Origin of the sequence: Aestuariimicrobium ganziense, assembly GCF_015352975.1 — a bacterium.
Classification (GTDB): Bacteria; Actinomycetota; Actinomycetes; order Propionibacteriales; family Propionibacteriaceae; genus Aestuariimicrobium; species Aestuariimicrobium ganziense.
Genome location: NZ_JACYIZ010000009.1, coordinates 94,615 through 111,711, shown reverse-complemented (window position 1 = coordinate 111,711; position 17,097 = coordinate 94,615). Strand labels below are relative to the sequence as shown.

The window sequence follows — 17,097 nt, the reverse complement described above, 5'->3', positions numbered from 1 at the left end:
CTGGCTACGCTGGGCCCCATGGTGTGGATGTCACGGACCCGACGCGTCGTGCACTGGGTCACCGCCACCACCTTCGGCCTCCAGTTGCTGGTCGCCTTCGTGCTGATGGTCAACGACTTCGTCCGCCGTCGGCATCGCAAGCCCTACCGCTTCCCGGTCACCGACCCCACCCCGGTGATGGCCGGTGAGGACGAGGTGGTCGTCCACACCTTCGGGGCCGTGCTCTACGAGGACATGCTCGACGCGATCGACCAGGCTCGCGAGACGGTCATGTTCGAGACCTACATCTGGAAGGGCGACGAGGTCGGCCAGCGGTTCAAGGACGCGCTGACCCGCGCTGCTGCCCGCGGGGTCGCCGTGCACGTGATCTACGACGCCTTCGCCAACCTGGTCGTACCGCCGAGCTTCTTCGAGTTCGACCCCCGGATCATGGTGCGCCGCCACCCGGTCATCTCCAGCCTGCTGATCAGGCCGCGCACCTCGGGGCGTGACCACCGCAAACTGCTCGTGGTCGACTCGTCGGTCGCCTTCGTCGGTGGCTACAACATCGGCTCGCTCTACGCCGACCGCTGGCGCGACACCCACGCCCGGATCACCGGTCCCAGCGTCGCAGAGTTCGAAAACGCCTTCGTCGACCAGTGGAACACCCACCCGATCGGGGTGCTCGCCCCGTTCCAGCGCCGCACTCCCCTGCCGTCACCCTCGGAGCGGATCTGGGAGGGCGCCATCCGGGTGCACCGCAACAGCCCGCGGTGGATGGTCTACCCCATTCGCAACATGTACCTCGAGGCGATCGACCGGGCCTCCGAACGCATCTGGCTCACCCACGGCTACCTCATTCCCGACGACGACCTGGTCGCTGCGCTCTACTGCGCTGCCCGACGCGGTGTTGACGTGCGCGTCATCGTCCCGGCCCGTTCGAACCACGTCATCGCCGACTGGCTCAGCCGTGGCTTCTATGCCGACCTGCTGGCCAAGGGCGTGCGCCTGTTCCTCTACCAAGGGGCCATGGTGCACGCCAAGACCGCTGTGGTCGACGGGGTGTGGTCGACCATCGGCACCGCCAACCTCGATCGGCTCAGCCTGCTCGGCAACTACGAGGTCAACGCCGAGTTCACCTCGGCCGACGTCGCCCATCGCATGCAGGAGGTCTTCGAGGTCGACCTCGGAAACTGCCGCGAGTTGACCGTCGAGGAGTGGCGAACCCGCTCGCACGCCGCCAAGCTGACCGAGCAACTGTTGGCGCCGTGGCGCCCCATCTTCTGAGGTCCTCACCCGTGAGGGTGGACTGCAAGCACAATCTGAGAGCTTCTGCAGAGAATCGGAGGAGACGTTCAGGCCCCTCACAGCTTGGTCCACCCCTGCGGGTGAATTCGATTCGTTGACGGCGAAAACACGCTGTCGAAACGGCGCCGTCGGGGCCGGTCATGGCACTGTGGACCCATGGGTATTCTCGGTTGGCTCGTTCTGGGCCTCATTGCAGGGGCAATCGCCAAGGCGATCATGCCCGGAAATCAGGGTGGCGGCTGGATCGTCACCATCATCCTCGGCATCATCGGCGCCGTGCTCGGCGGCTTCCTGGGCAGCTTGCTGTTCGACGTTGGCCTCGGCACCTTCTGGGACATCAAGACCTGGGTGCTGGCGATCGTCGGCGCCCTGCTCGTCCTGTTCATCTGGGGCTTGGTCACCAAGAACCGTCGCGTCTGAGCGACACCCCACTCAACAACCTCGAAACCCCGGGTCGATGACCCGGGGTTTCGTGTCTTCTCACACCGTCGCGGTGGCGTCAGCCATCTAGACCAGCTTGCGGTCGGTGGCCCACTTGGTCAGCTGGTGACGGTTGCTCAGCTGCAGCTTGCGCAACACGCTCGAGACGTGGGTCTCGACGGTCTTGATCGAGATGAACAGTTCCCGCGCGACCTCCTTGTAGGCGTAGCCGCGGGCAATCAGCTTGAGCACCTCGCGTTCGCGCTGGCTGAGCCGGTCGAGGTCCTCGTCGATGCTGGCCACGTCGATCGCACCCGAGAAGGCGTCCAACACGAACCCCGCCAGGCGCGGAGAGAACACCGCGTCGCCAGAGGCGACTCGTCCGATCGCCTCGACCAGGTCGTGCGAGCCGATCGACTTGGTGACGTAGCCGCGAGCGCCGGCCCTGATCACACCAATGACGTCCTCGGCGGCGTCCGAGACGCTGAGTGCGAGGAAGCGCGGACGCGTCGCCGGGTCCTCACCGGCCGCGATCGAGGCCTGCTCGCACTGCCGGATCACTTCGGCCCCTCCCCCACCGGGCAGGTGCACGTCGAGCAGCACCACCTGCGGGCCGGCCTTGCGCACCATGGCAACCGACGTGGCGACGTCCTCACCCTCACCGACCACCTCGATCCGGTCAGCGAAGCGGGCCAGCTCGTGGCGCACTCCCGCGCGAAACATGGCATGGTCGTCGACCAGCACCACGCGAACGGGTCCACTCAGGGCTTCGGTGCCCTCGTCGGCGCTCTCGTGCGAGGACGGGTCGAGGTCGTGCTGGGTCATCGGTTCATCTCCAGTCTGATGTCGGTTCCTTCACCCGGCGCGGAGCGGATCCGCGCCGTTCCGCCATGGCGTTCCATGCGGGCGATGATCGAGTTGCGCACGCCCTGGCGGTCGTCGGCGATCTCGGCCAGGTCGAATCCTCGGCCCCGGTCGCGGACGAAGATCTCCACGGCCTCGTCCTCGACCTCGGCGAAGACGTCGATGCTGGGAGCGTCGGCGTGCTTGGCGGCGTTCATGATGGCCTCACGGGTCGCGGCGACCAGGGCCTGCAGGTTGGGGGTCAGCTCGACGTCGCCGACACAGACCACCTCGACCGGTACGCCGCGCTCGTCCTCGACCTCCTGGGCCGCCCGAACGAGCGCAGCCTTGAGGTGGGTCTCGTCCGAACCGCCACCGTAGAGCCAGCCGCGCAGTTCGCGTTCCTGGCGGCGGGCCAGCGAGGCCACCGCGCGCGGGTCGTCGGACTGGCGCTGGATCAGCGCCAGGGTCTGCAGCACCGAGTCGTGCAGGTGGGCGGCCATGTCGGCGCGGGCGTCGGCGAGCAACTTCTCCTCATGGGCCTCGGCGATCCTGCGCCGCATCCGGTAGAGCCACGGCGCTGCCACCAGCACCAGGCCACCGACGCTGAACACGTTCAGCAGCAACAGCGCCGGCAACTGGTCGAGCCCGATCTGCGAGGCGGCCACGATCGAGATCGCGGTGCCCACCATGCCCAGACCGAGCGCGACCCGGGCCATGGCCAGCCAGCCGCCCTTGGTGACGAAGGGGGCCATCAGCCTGTGAGTGCCGGGGGGCACCTCGGTGGGGTCGTCGGCCTGTCGCCACACCAGCGCCAAGCCGGCGGCGGCGAAGGCCATCGGCCAGAACCACTGGCTCGGGAGCCCGTGGCCGAAGCGCTGGGCGAGCATCGCCCCACCGACCGCGATGGCCGCCAGCGCCGACACTGCGCCGAACTCAGCCGGCGTGCCGCGAGGTCGGACGCGCTTGCCGGTGCGCTCGGCCGAGACCAGACCGGGGGCCTCCTCCTCGTCCTTGCGCGCGGGCAGCACCACCCACAGCAGGCCGTAGACGAACACCCCGAGGAACTGCCACAGGCTCAGGGCGACGAACACCCCGCGCACCAGCCACACCGGCCAGCCCAGGTGGTTGGCCACCCCGGTGGCCACGCCGGCGACCCATCGGCCTTCACGCTCACGGTGCGCGCGGGACGAGAGCGCAGGTGCGCCCGCCCCCGGGTCGGTGCGCTGCAGGTCGGTCGGCTGGGGGTTGGTTGCCGGAAGGTCAGTCGGAGACGGGTCGGCTGGCCGCAGGCCGGTCGCGTGCGGGCCCGCTCCCGGGGCAGGCGGAGCGGCCGGGACGGCGGCAGCCTCGATCGGCTGGCGGTCCGTCCAGGTGTCCTGGGTCTCGGGAGGCATCGTCATGCTGCGTCCAGCGTCACACGTCTCAGGCTCCCAAGCCAACCACCCCGGTGCCTGCTCAAGGACCGCTCAGGGTCTCCCCCGATGGTCGGCGGGCCCCGGTGGGGCTTGGATGGAACCATGAGCGGACTCGAGCCCGGCGCCGGCACACCCCGTGGTGTGCTGGACCTGCAGCGCAGTGACGAGGGCAAGCTCGCCGGCGTCTGCGCGGCACTGGCCGAGCACTGGCGCATCGACCCAACGCTGGTGCGAGTGGCTGCGGTGCTGCTCGCGGTCAGCGGTGGCATCGGTGCGGTGCTCTACGCCGGCGGCTGGCTGTGGATGCGCACCCCCGAGGGGGACGAGCCGATGGTCGCCAAGGTGCTGCCGGGCGCCGAGTCCTGGCCGCGCAGCCGGGTGATCGGTGTGCTGGTGCTGGCGGCGATCGTCGCCACCATCGTCACCGGCCAGCTGCTGCCGTTCGGACCGGGCCCGCTCATCGTGCTCGGCCTGGCCGCCTACTTCGCGCACCGGGCCCGTCGTCCGCAGGAGTCGGTGCCCACGCAGGCGCCGATGGCCGTGGCTCCGTTCGTGCCGGCCGTCGCGCCGCTCGACCCGAGTACCGACTTCGGACGAGCGGTGCGCGCCTGGCAGGCCCGCCTCGACGCCCTCGACCGCGGCGTCGTCGACCCCCCGCGCCCGCTGGTGGCTCCCGCACCTGTGCGTGACAACCCCTATGCGGCCGCGGCTGCGCTCCCGGTGCCCACGAAGGCCCACCGGCCCGCCCGTCGACGCCTGTCGTGGTGGTACACGTGGGTCGCCCTGGGGTCGTCAGCCGCTGCCTGGGCCATCACCTCCCAGGTCGTGACCGGTGCCTCCACCGTGCTGCTGGCCTCGGTCTCGCTGGCCACGATCGCGGTGTTCCTGCTGGTCGGTGCGTTCCTCGGACGACCGCGCCTGCTGGTCACCACGGGTCTGGCACTCGGTCTGGTCGTCATCCTTGGCCTGTCGCCGACGATGCCCGGGCAGTCCCACACCAAGGCGGAATGGTCCACCACCGCTGACGTGCCGGCCGACATCTCGCTCACCGGTCAGACCATGACCGTGAAGGCAGGCCAGCTCGTCCTCACCGCCGACCAAGAACTCAGCGTCGACATCTCGGGTGGAGCGCTCAACATCGACCTGCCCTCAGACACACCGGTCACGATCCACTACACCCTGTCCGGCGGGGCGCTGACCCTGCCCGGCGACCAGGCCGCCGTCGGCTGGAGCGAGGGCGAGATGAGCTCCGGACCCGCGGACGGACCGCGACTGACCATCACGATTCGCGTCACAGCAGGGGCGGTGGTGATCGAATGAAGCTCGACAGTGCATCACTGGTCTGGGGGCTGATCTTCCTCGCCCTGGCTGCCTTCGGCCTCTGGGTCGGCACCGGCAACCAGGTGAACTGGGCCCGGGTCTCGATCGTCGCCCCCCTGCTGCTCATCGCCGTCGGAGTGTTGGGGCTGGTACTCCAGCGCTCCAGCAGCCGCTCCTCCCGCCGCAAGAACCCCCGTCCATCCCGAAAGGACCGGTCATGACCGACCACCAGTTCTCCCACGAAACCCTGACCACCGACACCGAGAGGCCTCGTCCTGTGAACTACTCCACCGGCAAGCTCGTCCGCAGCAATGACCGCATGATCGCCGGCGTCTGCTCCGCCATTGCCAAGGCGACCAAGCTCGACGTCGGCCTGGTGCGGATCATCGCCGTCGTGCTCGCCTTCGTCACCAGTGGCGTCGGCCTGGCCATCTACCTCGCCGCCTGGGCGATCCTTCCCTCGGAGGGTGAGTCGTCGACCATGCTCGACTCACTGATCGAGACCGGCAAGAAGCAGTACTCCGACTACAAGGCCAACAAGGACGCCGCCCAGCCCGGCGCCGCCCCGCGGGCCGGCTCGACCGAGACCTTCGACCCCTACGCCGAGGACGACCGCGCCTGAGCGCCCGCCTCACCTGCTGCGGCCTCCCTGACCATCGGTCGGGGAGGCCGTGTCGTTGTCAGGAGCGTCGTTCCACGCCGCCAATCGGCCGAGCCTCGGGTGACGGACGAGCCCGACAACGGATTGGCGGATCGCTCCGCGACTACCCGGAGTGATCCGCCCATCGGAGGCCTGGCAGGTGCCTCCCCTACTCCCACTCGATGGTGCCCGGGGGCTTGCTGGTGATGTCGAGGGTGACCCGGTTGATCTCACGGACCTCGTTGGTGATCCGGGTCGAGATGGTCGACAGCACCTCGTAGGGCACCCGCGCCCAGTCAGCAGTCATCGCGTCCTCGGAGGTGACCGGTCGCAGGACCACGGGGTGGCCGTAGGTTCGTCCATCACCCTGCACACCCACCGAGCGCACGTCGCCCAGCAGCACGACCGGGCACTGCCAGATGTCGCGGTCGAGGCCGGCCTTGCTGAGTTCTTCGCGGGCGATCGCATCGGCCTCGCGCAGCAGGTCGAGCCGCTCGCGGGTGACCTCACCGACCACCCGGATGCCCAACCCGGGGCCGGGGAACGGCTGGCGCCACACCATCGCCTCGGGCAGCCCCAGCTCAGTGCCGACGGCGCGCACCTCGTCCTTGAACAGGGCGCGCAGCGGCTCGATCAGGGTGAACTGCAGGTCGTCGGGCAGCCCGCCGACGTTGTGGTGGCTCTTGATGTTGGCCGCGCCCTCGCCGCCGCCGGACTCGACCACGTCGGGGTACAGGGTGCCCTGCACCAGGAACTCGATGTCACGCTCGTCGTTGAGGGCGCGCGCGGTGGCCTCGAAGGTGCGGATGAACTCCCGGCCGATGATCTTGCGCTTGGTCTCGGGCTCGGTCACCCCGGCCAGCGCGTCGAGGAAGCGGTCGACCTCGTCGGCCACCACCAGGTCGACGCCGGTCGCGGCGACGAAGTCGGTTTTGACCTGCTCGGCCTCGCCCTTGCGCAGCAGTCCGTGGTCGACGAACACGCAGGTGAGTTGGTCGCCGATCGCCCGTTGCACCAGGGCAGCCGCCACGGCGGAGTCGACCCCTCCCGACAGTGCGCAGAGCACCCGCTTGTCGCCGACCTGTTCGCGGATCAGTTCGACCTGTTCGGTGACGAAGTTGGCGCTGGTCCAGTTCGGACGACAGCCCGCGATCTCGAACAGGAACTGCTGCAGCACCACCTGGCCGTACTCGGAGTGGATGACCTCGGGGTGCCACTGCACACCTGCCAGCCGCTTCTCGGGGTGCTCGAAGGCCGCCACCGGGGCCCCGGCGGTGCGGGCCAGCGCGATGAACCCCTCCGGCGCGTGGGTGACCGAGTCGCCGTGGCTCATCCAGACGTTGAACGAGGGTGCCAGCGCGCGCAGCAGGGTGGCGTCGTGGGTGACCGCACAAGCGGTGCGTCCGAACTCCGACAGGCCGGTCTTGGCGACCGTGCCTCCGAGAGCCTGGGTCATCGCCTGGAAGCCGTAGCAGATGCCCAGCACCGGCACCCCGGCCTCGAACAGGGCCGGGTCGACCTGCGGGGCGCCCTCGGCGTACACCGACTGCGGCCCGCCGGACAGGATGATCGCGGTGGGTTCACGCTCGAGCATGCTGGCCACCGGCATCGAGTGCGGCACGATCTCGGAGTAGACCTTGGCCTCGCGCACCCGGCGCGCGATCAGCTGGGCGTACTGCGCGCCGTAGTCGACGACGAGGACGAGGTCGTGCTCGCGACCTGCTGCGGCCTCTGGGTGTTCGGCGGACGCACTGGGCTGGGTCATGGAGGTGATTCTAGGGCTGTCGGCGCGGTGCTCCGCACGTGCACCAGCCCCACCGTCCGACCAGTCCCGGGGACGCGTTGCCGTCCCACGATGTGGATGGCGGGAATACCCTCGCCGTCAGCACGTTTCTTCCGACATGGGCATCTATGACAACGTCACCCACCTCGTGGGCCGCACTCCCCTGGTTCGAGTCAACCGTGTCGCCGGCGAGGCCGCGAACGTGATCGCCAAGCTGGAGTTCTACAACCCGACCAACTCGGTCAAGGACCGCATCGCGGTCGCCATGGTCGACGCCGCCGAGAAGTCGGGCCAGCTGCAGCCCGGCGGAACGATCGTCGAGGCCACCTCGGGCAACACCGGCATCGGCCTGGCCATGGTCGGCGCCGCTCGTGGCTACAAGGTCGTGCTGACCATGCCCGAGACGATGAGCCTCGAGCGTCGCGCCCTGCTGCGCGCCTTCGGTGCCGAACTGGTGCTGACCCCCGGCGCCGACGGCATGCGTGGCGCCGTGAACAAGGCCGAGGAGCTGGGTGCCCAGGGTGCGGTGCTGGTGCGCCAGTTCGACAACCCGGCCAACCCCGAGATCCACTACGCCACCACCGGTCCCGAGATCTGGGAGGACACCGACGGCTCGATCGACATCCTGGTCTGCGGTGTCGGCACCGGCGGCACCGTGACCGGCGCGGGCAAGTACCTCAAGGAGCGCAAGCCCGAGATCCAGGTCGTCGCCGTCGAGCCGGCCGAGTCGCCGCTGCTGTCGGGGGGCCAGCCCGGTCCGCACAAGATCCAGGGCATGGGCGCCAACTTCGTCCCGACCGTGATCGACCGCTCGGTGATCGACGACGTCATCACCGTCTCGAGCGAGCAGTCGGTCGAGACCGCCCGCAAGGCCGCCACCGACGAGGGCCTGTTCGTCGGCATCTCGTCCGGTGCCGCGCTGACCGCTGCGGCGCAGGTGGCCGCTCGTCCTGAGAACGCCGGCAAGAACATCGTCGTGGTGCTGCCCGACTTCGGTGAGCGCTACTTGTCGTCGGTGCTCTACTCCCACCTGTACAACCAGGAATGAGCCCCCTCGGCCCGCGCCTGCGCCTGATCAAGGATCGGGTGCTCGAAGACCTCGACACCGCGATGAGCGAAGACCCCGCTGCTCACTCGCGGCTCGAGGTGGCCGTGGTCTATTCGGGCCTGCACGCCATCTGGATGCACAGGGGGGCGCATGCGCTGTGGACGAAGTCCCCGGCGCTGCGCCCGCTGGCCCGGGTGGTCAGCCAGGTCTCACGTGCCCTGACCGGTATCGAGATCCATCCCGGGGCGCAGATCGGTCGCCGGTTCTTCATCGACCACGGTATGGGCGTGGTGATCGGCGAGACCGCCATCGTCGGCGACGACTGCATGCTCTACCACCAGGTCACCCTGGGTGGACGAAGCCTCAAGCCGGTCAAGCGCCACCCCACCTTGGGCAACCGGGTGGTGATCGGTGCCGGCGCGATGGTGATCGGCGACATCCACATCGGTGACGACGCCAAGATCGGGACGAATGCCCTGGTCATCAAGGACGTGCCCGCAGGTGAGATCGTGCTGGCTGCACCTTCGAAGGTGCGCTCGCGCACCCCGGACGCCCACGGCAGCCCGGTGCCCGGCCCGGACGACATCGTCACCCAGGTGGGCGGTCGTGGACGCACCCCCGACAGCGGCACCGACCTGGGCCTGGCGCCGGAGTTCATGATCTGAGGGCCTGCCCCTAGCTAGGCGGGTTGCGGTGCCGCCGCCGATGGCGGCGGGGTCGCTGCGGGAGCGCGCTGGGCGAGGATGATGCCCGCCAGCATCAGCGCACACCCGGCCAGCGACCGACCATCCATCCGCTCGGCCAGGAACAGGGTGCCGGCGACCACCGCGAACACCGACTCCAGGGCCATGATCAGCGCTGCGGTCGAGGGGCGTGCGTGCTGCTGGGCCATCACCTGCAGGGTGAACGCGACACCGGTCGACAGCACACCGGCGTAGAGCAGCGGGGCCATCGCGGTGAAGGTGCCGGCGAAGGGATCAGTCTCGGTGACCACCGAGACCACCAGGCCGATCACCGCACAGGCGGCGAACTCGGTGGCGGCCAGGCGCACCGCGTCCAGGGTCGGCGCGTACTTGTCGACCAGCAGGATCTGCACCGTCCAGGCGACCGCACAGGCCAGCACGAGGGTGTCGCCCAGCCCCATCCGGAACCCGTCTCGCACCGACAGCAGGTACAGCCCGGCGGTGGCCAGCAGTACACCCACCCACACCCAGCGGCTCATCCGCGCACCGAGCAGCCGGGCGGCCACCGGCACGAACACCATGTAGAGGCTGGTGATGAAACCGGCGTTGCCGGCGGTGGTGTAGGCCAGGCCGAACTGCTGCAGGTACGAGCCGGCGAACAGTGCGACACCGACCAGGGCACCGGGCAGCAGCACGCGACGGGTGCGTTCCCAGCCCTCGACCTTGCTGATGCCACGGCGTCGGTCGAACCAGATGATCACCGGGATCAGCACCAGGGCGCCGATCACGTGGCGAACCCCGGTGAAAGCCGCCGGCGGCATGGAGTCCGAGCCCACCCGCTGGGCGACGAAGGCTGAGCCCCAGATCGCCGAGGCGAGCAGGAGCAGCAGGTTGGCGCGGGCGGCGGGGGTCACGAGGCCACGCTAGTGCCAGTCGCGCACGTGGTGTGGCATTGACCAGCGCAGACGCCAGCTCAGTTGCCGGTGGCCTCGCGCGCGATCGCCTGGTGGTGGCGGACCACCTCGGAGACGATGAAGTTGAGGAACTTCTCGGCGAACTCCGGGTCGAGGTGGGCCTCCTGGGCAAGGCGGCGCAGTCGGGCGATCTGGGCGGCCTCGCGATCGGGGTCGGCGGGTGCCAGTCCTTCGGTCGCCTTGAGTTCCCCCACCCGCTGCGTCACCTTGAACCGCTCGGCGAGCAGGTGGATCAGGGCAGCGTCCATGTTGTCGATGGACGACCGCAGCCGGGCCAGTTCGGGATGCACCTGAGCCATGCGGCGAGTCTAGGAGCCAGCCCCCAACGCCACGGCGGTGTCCACGACCTCAGTGGATCCGCAACTCGATGCGCTGGAACTCCTTGAGCTCGGTGTAGCCGGTGGTGGCCATCGCCCGACGGATCGCGCCGACCAGGTTCATCGTCCCGTCGACGACGTGGCTGGGGCCCTGGACGACCTCCTCGAGGGTGCCGACCGGGTCGATCTTGACGCGGCGACCGCGGGGCAGGGTCTCGTGCCACGCCTCGGCCCCCCAGTGCCAGCCTCGTCCGGGAGCCTCCTTCGCGCGGGCCAGCGGGGTGCCCACCATGGCGGCGTCGGCACCGCAGGCCAGCGCCTTGATGATGTCGCCAGATCGTCCCATCGAACCGTCGGCGATCACGTGCACGTAGCGGCCACCTGACTCGTCCATGTAGTCGCGGCGCGCTTCGGCGACCTCGGCGATGGCGGTGGCCATCGGCACCTCGATGCCGAGGATGTCGCGGTTGGCCTTCGACGAGGCCCCGCCGAAGCCGACCAGCACACCGGCGGCACCGGAGCGCATCAGATGCAGCGCGGTCTGGTAGTTGGCGCAGCCGCCGACCACCACCGGCACGTCGAGTTGGTGCACGAATTCCTTGAGGTTGAGCGGCTCGACCTGGTCGGAGACGTGTTCGGCCGAGACCGCCAGCCCACGGATCACGAAGAAGTCGGGGTTGCTGGCCAGCACGTCGGCGGCGAACTCCTGGGTGTTCTGCGGCGACAGTGCACCGGCTGCGGGCACCCCGGCGTCCTGGATCTGGCGCATCCGCTCGCGGATCAGCTCGCCCTTGATCGGCTCGGCGTAGACCTGCTGCATGCGCATCGTGGCCTCGGTGCCGGCCTCGAGCCCAGCCAGTTCCTCCAGGATCGGGGTGGGGTCCTCGTAGCGCGTCCACAACCCTTCGAGGTTGAGCACGCCAAGGCCCCCGAGCTGGCCGAAGGCGATCGCGGTCTCGGGGCTCATCACCGAGTCCATCGGTGCGGCCACCAGCGGGTAGTCGAGCGAGACCGCGTCGATCTTCCAGGCCAGGTTGACCTGGTCGATCCCGCGGGTGCGGCGCGAGGGCACGATCGAGATCTCGTCGAAGGTGAAGGCCTTCACCGCGCGGCGGGAGCGTCCGAGGTCGTACATGGCAGGGGCTCGATTCACTTGGAGTGGTAGTTGGGGGCCTCGACGGTCATCTGCACGTCGTGCGGGTGGCTCTCCGACAGCGAGGCCTGGGTGATCCGGACCAGCTGGCCCTTGGTCTTGAGTTCGTCGATGGTGCGTGCCCCGACGTAGAACATCGACTGCGACAACCCGCCCAACAACTGGTGGACGACCGTGCTGAGTGCGCCGCGGTAGAGCACCCTGCCTTCGATGCCCTCAGGCACCAGCATGTCGTCGGACTCGACCTCGGCCTGGAAGTAGCGGTCCTTCGAGAACGACTTCTTGCCCCGCGAGCTCATCGCACCGAGCGAACCCATGCCTCGATAGGCCTTGTACTGCTTGCCGTTGACGAAGACCAGGTCGCCCGGCGACTCGTCGCAGCCGGCCAGCAGCGAGCCGACCATGACCGTGTCGGCGCCGGCGACCAGCGCCTTGGCGATCTCACCGGAGTGCTTCAGGCCGCCGTCAGCGATCACCGGCACCCCGGCTGGGCGGCAGGCCTTGGCCGCCTCGAAGACCGCCGTCACCTGGGGCGCACCGACACCGGTGACCACGCGGGTGGTGCAGATCGAGCCCGGCCCGACCCCCACCTTGACCGCGTCGGCGCCGGCGTCGACGAAGGCCTGGGCGCCCTCGCGAGTGGCGACGTTGCCACCGATCACCTGCACGTGGCTGGTGGCGGGGTCTGACTTCAGCCGGGCCACCATCTCGAGCAGCATCCGCACATGGCCGTGGGCGGTGTCGGCGACCAGCACGTCGACACCGGCGTCGATCAGGGTGGTGGCCCGCTCCCACGCGTCACCGAAGTACCCGATCGCGGCACCGACCATCAGCCGGCCCTGGTCGTCCTTGGACGCCTTGGGGAACTGCTCGGACTTCACGAAGTCCTTGACCGTGATCAGGCCGGCGACCTTGCCCTGCTCGTCGACCAACGGCAGGCGCTCGAGCTTGTGCTTGCGCAGCAGCAGGGTGGCGTCCTCGCGCGAGATGCCGACCGGGGCGGTGACCAGCGGCATCGGGGTCATCACGTCGCGGACCAGCGTGGTGCCCCACTCGGCGACCGGGGTGAAGCGCAGGTCGCGGTTGGTGCAGATGCCGATCAGGGTCTGGTCGGGCTCGACCACGGGCAGGCCAGAGACCCGGTACTCACCGCACAGCCGGTCGAGTTCGTCCAACGTGGCGTCGGGGCCGATGGTGACCGGGTTGGTGATGATGCCGGTCTGGGTGCGCTTGACCAGGTCGACCTGGTAGGCCTGGTCGGCGATCGACAGGTTGCGGTGCAGCACGCCGATTCCACCCTGGCGAGCCATGGCGATCGCCATCCGCGACTCGGTGACGGTGTCCATCGCGGCACTGAGCAGCGGCGACTTGATCTGGATCGTCCGGGTCAGCCGGGTGGTCATGTCGATGTCGCCGGGGGCCAGGTCTGAGAACCCGGGCAGCAGCAGCACGTCGTCATAGGTGAGGCCGAGCGGCAGGTCCAGGGGTGCGTCGTCAGTCAAGATGATCCATCCTCGCGGTCGTCCACGACGGGTCTCGGTGGGACGAGAGCCACTCTATCGCCGCCACCGGCATGCCCCTGCCGCCCGATCAGGGTGACCTGCGACCGCAGGACGATGTCGGTCGCTCCCCTGCGCTGCCAGACTGACCCGATGAGCGAGATCGAACCCCGCAGCACCGACGGATCCGATGACCTTCGGACGTCGCGCCACATGGTGCACAACCTCGGACGTGCCTTCGAGTACGCCCATTCGGTGCTGGCCGAGAACGCCGGCAGCGCCGTCACCGACCGGATCGGTGACCACATCGGCCTTCCGGCGTTGGAGGCCAGCATCGTCGAGGCGACGTGGCCGACCTGGGCGCACGCCTCGGTGCACCTGGCGGTGCAGGCCCACCTCGAGGCCCATCCCGACCCCGACGGCGCCGCACCCGTGTGGTTCGGGCTGTCGGTGTCGCACCACCAGCACCAGGACCTGGCCTCGGTGCTCGACCAGGAGCTGCGTCAGGGTCGCTCGACCCTCAGTCGCCCGACTCACGCCCAGGTGGCCGTCGGCCATGACCGGATGCTGACGGTGGTGCAGGCCGGGCTGGTGACCAGCCGTGCCCCCAGCGGTGAGCCGGTGGTGCTCGTGCTCCGATTCACCAGCAGGCAGTCGCCCGCCGAGATCACCCTCGAGGTGGTGTCGGCGACTCCTGAGGCGGGTCAGGCCACGCTGGAGGCGCTGCGGACCCTGGTCGACTCCAACGACCTGCTGCGCGGCCAGGTGGTCACCTTCGGCATGAGCGAGCACTACGGCAACGAGTTGGTCAGCTTCATGCCTCGCCCCGACGTGGCTGCCGAACAGGTGATCCTGCCCGAGGGCGTGCTGGACGAGATCGTCGACCACGTGATCGGCATCGGGGCCAGCGCCCAGCGGCTCGGCGAGTACGGCCTGCACCTGAAGCGTGGCGTGCTGCTGTACGGGCCGCCCGGCACCGGCAAGACCCACACCGTGCGCCACCTGATCGGACGAGCGCCCGAGGCGACCGTGGTCGTCCTCACCGGCGGCGGCCTGCGATTCATCAGTCCCGCGACCGCGTTGGCCCGCCGGCTCACGCCGTCGATCGTGGTCTGTGAGGACGTCGACCTGGTCGCCCAGGACCGCTCCTACACCCCTGAGGGGAACCCGCTGCTGTTCACCCTGCTGGACGCCATGGATGGGGTGTCGTCCGACGCCGACGTGACCTTCATCCTGACCACCAACCGGGCCAGCGAACTTGAGGAGGCGCTGGTGCAGCGTCCCGGCCGGGTCGACCTCGCGGTCGAGGTGCCGCGCCCCGACCAGGCCGGACGAGAGGCGCTGCTGCGGTTGTACGCGGCGAAGGTGCCGGTGACTGCTGACCTGTCGGTGGCTGCCGAGCGACTGGAGGGGGTGACCGCCTCGGCGATGAAGGAGGTCATGCGCCGAGCCGGACTCGCCGCCCTGCGCGCGAGCGAGGACTCCCCCGAGATCACCGACGAGGTGCTCGACGAGGTGGTCAGCCGCTTCCTGGACGACTCGTCCATGCTCACCCGGTCGCTGCTGGGCACGTCGGAGAGCGAACCGGGCGGTGGCGAGTTCGGGCTGGGCGGCGGCCCGCGGCCGGGGTTGTACCCCACAGATGGGTTCGCCCCGTTCCCGATGAACTGACGCACCGGCTGGTCGAGTGGGGAGCGCCAGCGCGAGGGCCCCGGAACCTGAGTCGGTTCCGGGGCCCTCGTGTGCCTGGTGAGGCGAGCAATCAGTGGCTGTGTCCAGCCGCCGGCTCCTCGTCCTCGGGCTTGTCGACCACCAGGGTCTCGGTGGTCAGCAGCAGCGCGGCGATCGAGGCCGCGTTGGCCAGCGCCGAGCGGGTGACCTTGACGGGGTCGATGACACCGGCCTCGAGCAGGTTGCCGTACTCACCGGTCTTGGCGTTGAAGCCGTGACCCGGCTCCATCTCGGCGACCTTGGTGGTGATCACGTAACCCTGTTCGCCACCGTTCTCGGCGATCCAGCGCAGAGGCTCGGCCACGGCCTTGGCGACGATCTGCACACCGGCCTTCTCGTCACCCTCGAGACCGAGGTTGTCCTTGAGCACCGACGCGGCATGGATGAGGGCCGAGCCGCCACCGGCGACGATGCCCTCCTCGATGGCCGCACGAGTGGCCGAGACGGCGTCCTCGATGCGGTGCTTCTTCTCCTTCAGCTCCACCTCGGTGGCGGCGCCGACCTTGATCACGCAGACGCCACCGGCGAGCTTGGCGACCCGCTCCTGCAGCTTCTCGCGATCCCAGTCGGAGTCGGTGCGCTCGATCTCCTGACGCAGCTGCGCCACGCGACCAGCGACCTCGTCCGATGAACCGGCACCGTCGACGATGGTGGTGTTGTCCTTGGTGACCACGATTCGGCGAGCCCGACCGAGCACCTCCAGACCCACCTGGTCGAGCTTGAGGCCGACCTCGGGAGCGACCACCTGGCCGCCGGTGAGGATGGCGATGTCCTCGAGCATGGCCTTGCGACGGTCACCGAAGGCCGGGGCCTTGACGGCGACCGAGGTGAAGGTGCCCCGGATCTTGTTGACCACCAGGGTCGACAGCGCCTCGCCGTCGACGTCCTCGGCCACGATGAAAAGCGTGCCGTGGGCGGCGATGACCTTCTCCAGCACCGGCAGCAGGTCGTTCATCGAGCTGATCTTGCCGGAGTGGATGAGGATGTAGGGATCGTCGAGGACGGCCTCCATGCGGTCGGCGTCGGTGACGAAGTAGGGCGACAGGTAGCCCTTGTCGAACTGCATGCCCTCGGTGAACTCGAGTTCGGTGCCGAAGGTGTTCGACTCGTCGACGGTGATGACGCCGTCCTTGCCCACCTTGTCGAACGCCTCGGCGATCAGGGCGCCGATCTGCTCGTCACGGGAGCTGATGGTGGCGACATTGGCCATGTCGTCGGTGGTTTCGACAGCGCGCGAGATGCTGCGCAGTTGCTCGACCACGGCGTCGACGGCCTTTTCGATGCCGCGCTTGAGGCCGACCGGGTTGGTGCCAGCGGCAACCGCGCGCAGGCCCTCGTGCACCAGCGACTGGGCCAGCACCGTGGCGGTGGTGGTGCCGTCGCCGGCCACGTCGTTGGTCTTGATGGCGACCTCCTTGGCGAGCTGGGCGCCAAGGTTCTCGTAGGGATCGCTGAGCTCGACGTCACGCGCGACGGTCACGCCGTCGTTGGTGATGGTGGGGGCGCCCCACTTCTTGTCGAGCACGACGTAACGGCCCTTGGGGCCGAGGGTCACCTTCACGGTGTTGGCGAGGGTGTCGACGCCGCGCTCGAGTGAGCGACGCGCCTCCTCGTCAAACTGAAGGATCTTGGGCATGGGTCAGACTCCTTGATCGCTGACTGTGTGGGTCGTCCGGGTCACTTGCTGACGACGGCGAGGATGTCGCGCGCGTTCAGCAGCAGGTACTCGGTGCCGTCGTACTTGACCTCGGTGCCGCCGTACTTCGAGAAGATGACGACGTCACCCTCGGCAACGTCCAGCGGGACGCGGTTGCCGTTGTCGTCGATGCGGCCGGGACCGGTCGCAACGACGCGACCCTCCTGCGGCTTCTCCTTGGCGGTGTCGGGAATGACCAGGCCGGAGGCGGTGGTCTGCTCGGCTTCGAGAGGCTGGACGAGGACGCGGTCCTCGAGCGGCTTGATCGTGGCTGCCACGTTCAAA

The 17,097-nt window shown here is 69.1% G+C and carries 16 protein-coding genes and 1 pseudogene; 8 read left to right on the top strand and 9 right to left on the bottom strand.

The annotated features are described in order from the left end of the window. Positions 1–18: 18 nt before the first annotated feature. Both IE660_RS14735 and IE660_RS14730 read left to right on the top strand, forming a co-directional pair. Positions 19–1,266: a phospholipase D-like domain-containing protein gene (locus tag IE660_RS14735; protein WP_203569132.1), complete on the top strand. Its 1,248-nt coding sequence runs from the start codon at positions 19–21 to the stop codon at positions 1,264–1,266. A 177-nt stretch (positions 1,267–1,443) separates the two neighbouring features. Beyond that, positions 1,444–1,707 (top strand): GlsB/YeaQ/YmgE family stress response membrane protein, encoded by a 264-nt coding sequence (locus tag IE660_RS14730; RefSeq protein WP_203569131.1) that lies wholly within the window; start codon positions 1,444–1,446, stop codon positions 1,705–1,707. 87 nt (positions 1,708–1,794) lie between these two features. Here the strand turns inward: IE660_RS14730 and IE660_RS14725 are convergent, their stop codons facing one another. Then, complete coding sequence (locus tag IE660_RS14725) at positions 1,795–2,532, bottom strand: LuxR C-terminal-related transcriptional regulator (protein WP_203569130.1); 738 nt, start codon at positions 2,530–2,532, stop codon at positions 1,795–1,797. Next, positions 2,529–3,953: an ATP-binding protein gene (locus IE660_RS14720; protein ID WP_203569129.1), complete on the bottom strand. Its 1,425-nt coding sequence runs from the start codon at positions 3,951–3,953 to the stop codon at positions 2,529–2,531. Before IE660_RS14720 ends, IE660_RS14725 begins: the two co-directional genes overlap by 4 nt. A gap of 117 nt (positions 3,954–4,070) precedes the next feature. Between IE660_RS14720 and IE660_RS14715 the strand changes: the two genes are divergently transcribed. Genes IE660_RS14715 through IE660_RS14705 form a run of 3 tightly spaced genes read left to right on the top strand, consistent with a single transcriptional unit; the run spans position 4,071 to position 5,910 of the window. Continuing rightward, complete coding sequence (locus tag IE660_RS14715; protein WP_203569128.1) at positions 4,071–5,288, top strand: PspC domain-containing protein; 1,218 nt, start codon at positions 4,071–4,073, stop codon at positions 5,286–5,288. After that, positions 5,285–5,509 carry a hypothetical protein gene (locus IE660_RS14710; RefSeq protein WP_203569127.1) on the top strand — a complete coding sequence of 75 codons (225 nt, stop codon included), beginning with the start codon at positions 5,285–5,287 and terminating at the stop codon, positions 5,507–5,509. Before IE660_RS14715 ends, IE660_RS14710 begins: the two co-directional genes overlap by 4 nt. Continuing rightward, positions 5,506–5,910, top strand: coding sequence for a PspC domain-containing protein (locus IE660_RS14705; protein WP_203569126.1), 405 nt, complete (start codon positions 5,506–5,508; stop codon positions 5,908–5,910). The genes IE660_RS14710 and IE660_RS14705 overlap by 4 nt, the downstream gene beginning before the upstream one ends. 187 nt (positions 5,911–6,097) lie before the next feature. On the opposite strand, the gene guaA is transcribed toward IE660_RS14705, so the two are convergent. Further along, positions 6,098–7,693, bottom strand: coding sequence for a glutamine-hydrolyzing GMP synthase (gene guaA, locus IE660_RS14700; RefSeq protein ID WP_203569125.1), 1,596 nt, complete (start codon positions 7,691–7,693; stop codon positions 6,098–6,100). Positions 7,694–7,829: 136 nt separating this feature from the next. Between guaA and cysK the strand changes: the two genes are divergently transcribed. Together cysK and cysE are read left to right on the top strand one after the other, a co-directional pair. Further along, positions 7,830–8,759 carry a cysteine synthase A gene (gene cysK, locus IE660_RS14695; RefSeq protein ID WP_203569124.1) on the top strand — a complete coding sequence of 310 codons (930 nt, stop codon included), beginning with the start codon at positions 7,830–7,832 and terminating at the stop codon, positions 8,757–8,759. Then, positions 8,756–9,292 (top strand): annotated as a pseudogene (gene cysE, locus IE660_RS14690) (serine O-acetyltransferase); the annotation flags it as partial. The gene cysK and the pseudogene cysE, both read left to right, overlap by 4 nt. A 146-nt stretch (positions 9,293–9,438) precedes the next feature. On the opposite strand, the gene IE660_RS14685 reads toward cysE, so the two are convergent. Genes IE660_RS14685 through guaB form a run of 4 tightly spaced genes read right to left on the bottom strand, consistent with a single transcriptional unit; the run spans position 9,439 to position 13,388 of the window. Then, positions 9,439–10,356, bottom strand: coding sequence for a DMT family transporter (locus IE660_RS14685; protein ID WP_203569122.1), 918 nt, complete (start codon positions 10,354–10,356; stop codon positions 9,439–9,441). Positions 10,357–10,415: 59 nt separating this feature from the next. Then, complete coding sequence (locus IE660_RS14680) at positions 10,416–10,715, bottom strand: chorismate mutase (protein WP_203569121.1); 300 nt, start codon at positions 10,713–10,715, stop codon at positions 10,416–10,418. A 49-nt stretch (positions 10,716–10,764) separates the two neighbouring features. Continuing rightward, positions 10,765–11,868 carry a GuaB3 family IMP dehydrogenase-related protein gene (locus IE660_RS14675; RefSeq protein WP_203569120.1) on the bottom strand — a complete coding sequence of 368 codons (1,104 nt, stop codon included), beginning with the start codon at positions 11,866–11,868 and terminating at the stop codon, positions 10,765–10,767. 14 nt (positions 11,869–11,882) lie between these two features. Next, on the bottom strand, positions 11,883–13,388 hold the full coding sequence (guaB, locus tag IE660_RS14670) for an IMP dehydrogenase (protein WP_235998111.1): 1,506 nt from the start codon (positions 13,386–13,388) through the stop codon (positions 11,883–11,885). A 150-nt stretch (positions 13,389–13,538) separates the two neighbouring features. On the opposite strand from guaB, the gene IE660_RS14665 reads away from it, so the two are divergent. Then, a complete protein-coding gene (locus IE660_RS14665) occupies positions 13,539–15,056 on the top strand; it encodes an AAA family ATPase (protein WP_203569119.1) in 1,518 nt (505 codons plus the stop codon). A 91-nt stretch (positions 15,057–15,147) separates the two neighbouring features. Here IE660_RS14665 and groL read toward each other — a convergent pair whose 3' ends face one another. Then, positions 15,148–16,752 carry a chaperonin GroEL gene (groL, locus tag IE660_RS14660; RefSeq protein WP_203569118.1) on the bottom strand — a complete coding sequence of 535 codons (1,605 nt, stop codon included), beginning with the start codon at positions 16,750–16,752 and terminating at the stop codon, positions 15,148–15,150. A gap of 41 nt (positions 16,753–16,793) precedes the next feature. Next, entirely contained in the window at positions 16,794–17,090 is a 297-nt protein-coding gene (gene groES / locus IE660_RS14655; RefSeq protein WP_203569117.1) for a co-chaperone GroES, read from the bottom strand. Between the last annotated feature and the right edge of the window lie 7 nt (positions 17,091–17,097).

Excerpts from the sequence above, each read along its gene's own strand:
- groL (WP_203569118.1), bottom strand. The coding sequence starts at position 16,752 with ATGCCCAAGATCCTTCAGTTTGACGAGGAGGCGCGTCGCTCACTCGAG.
- IE660_RS14680 (WP_203569121.1), bottom strand. The coding sequence starts at position 10,715 with ATGGCTCAGGTGCATCCCGAACTGGCCCGGCTGCGGTCGTCCATCGAC.
- IE660_RS14720 (WP_203569129.1), bottom strand. The coding sequence starts at position 3,953 with ATGACGATGCCTCCCGAGACCCAGGACACCTGGACGGACCGCCAGCCG.
- IE660_RS14665 (WP_203569119.1), top strand. The coding sequence starts at position 13,539 with ATGAGCGAGATCGAACCCCGCAGCACCGACGGATCCGATGACCTTCGG.
- IE660_RS14710 (WP_203569127.1), top strand. The coding sequence starts at position 5,285 with ATGAAGCTCGACAGTGCATCACTGGTCTGGGGGCTGATCTTCCTCGCC.
- cysK (WP_203569124.1), top strand. The coding sequence starts at position 7,830 with ATGGGCATCTATGACAACGTCACCCACCTCGTGGGCCGCACTCCCCTG.
- IE660_RS14725 (WP_203569130.1), bottom strand. The coding sequence starts at position 2,532 with ATGACCCAGCACGACCTCGACCCGTCCTCGCACGAGAGCGCCGACGAG.
- IE660_RS14705 (WP_203569126.1), top strand. The coding sequence starts at position 5,506 with ATGACCGACCACCAGTTCTCCCACGAAACCCTGACCACCGACACCGAG.
- IE660_RS14730 (WP_203569131.1), top strand. The coding sequence starts at position 1,444 with ATGGGTATTCTCGGTTGGCTCGTTCTGGGCCTCATTGCAGGGGCAATC.
- IE660_RS14715 (WP_203569128.1), top strand. The coding sequence starts at position 4,071 with ATGAGCGGACTCGAGCCCGGCGCCGGCACACCCCGTGGTGTGCTGGAC.
- IE660_RS14735 (WP_203569132.1), top strand. The coding sequence starts at position 19 with ATGGTGTGGATGTCACGGACCCGACGCGTCGTGCACTGGGTCACCGCC.
- IE660_RS14675 (WP_203569120.1), bottom strand. The coding sequence starts at position 11,868 with ATGTACGACCTCGGACGCTCCCGCCGCGCGGTGAAGGCCTTCACCTTC.
- guaA (WP_203569125.1), bottom strand. The coding sequence starts at position 7,693 with ATGACCCAGCCCAGTGCGTCCGCCGAACACCCAGAGGCCGCAGCAGGT.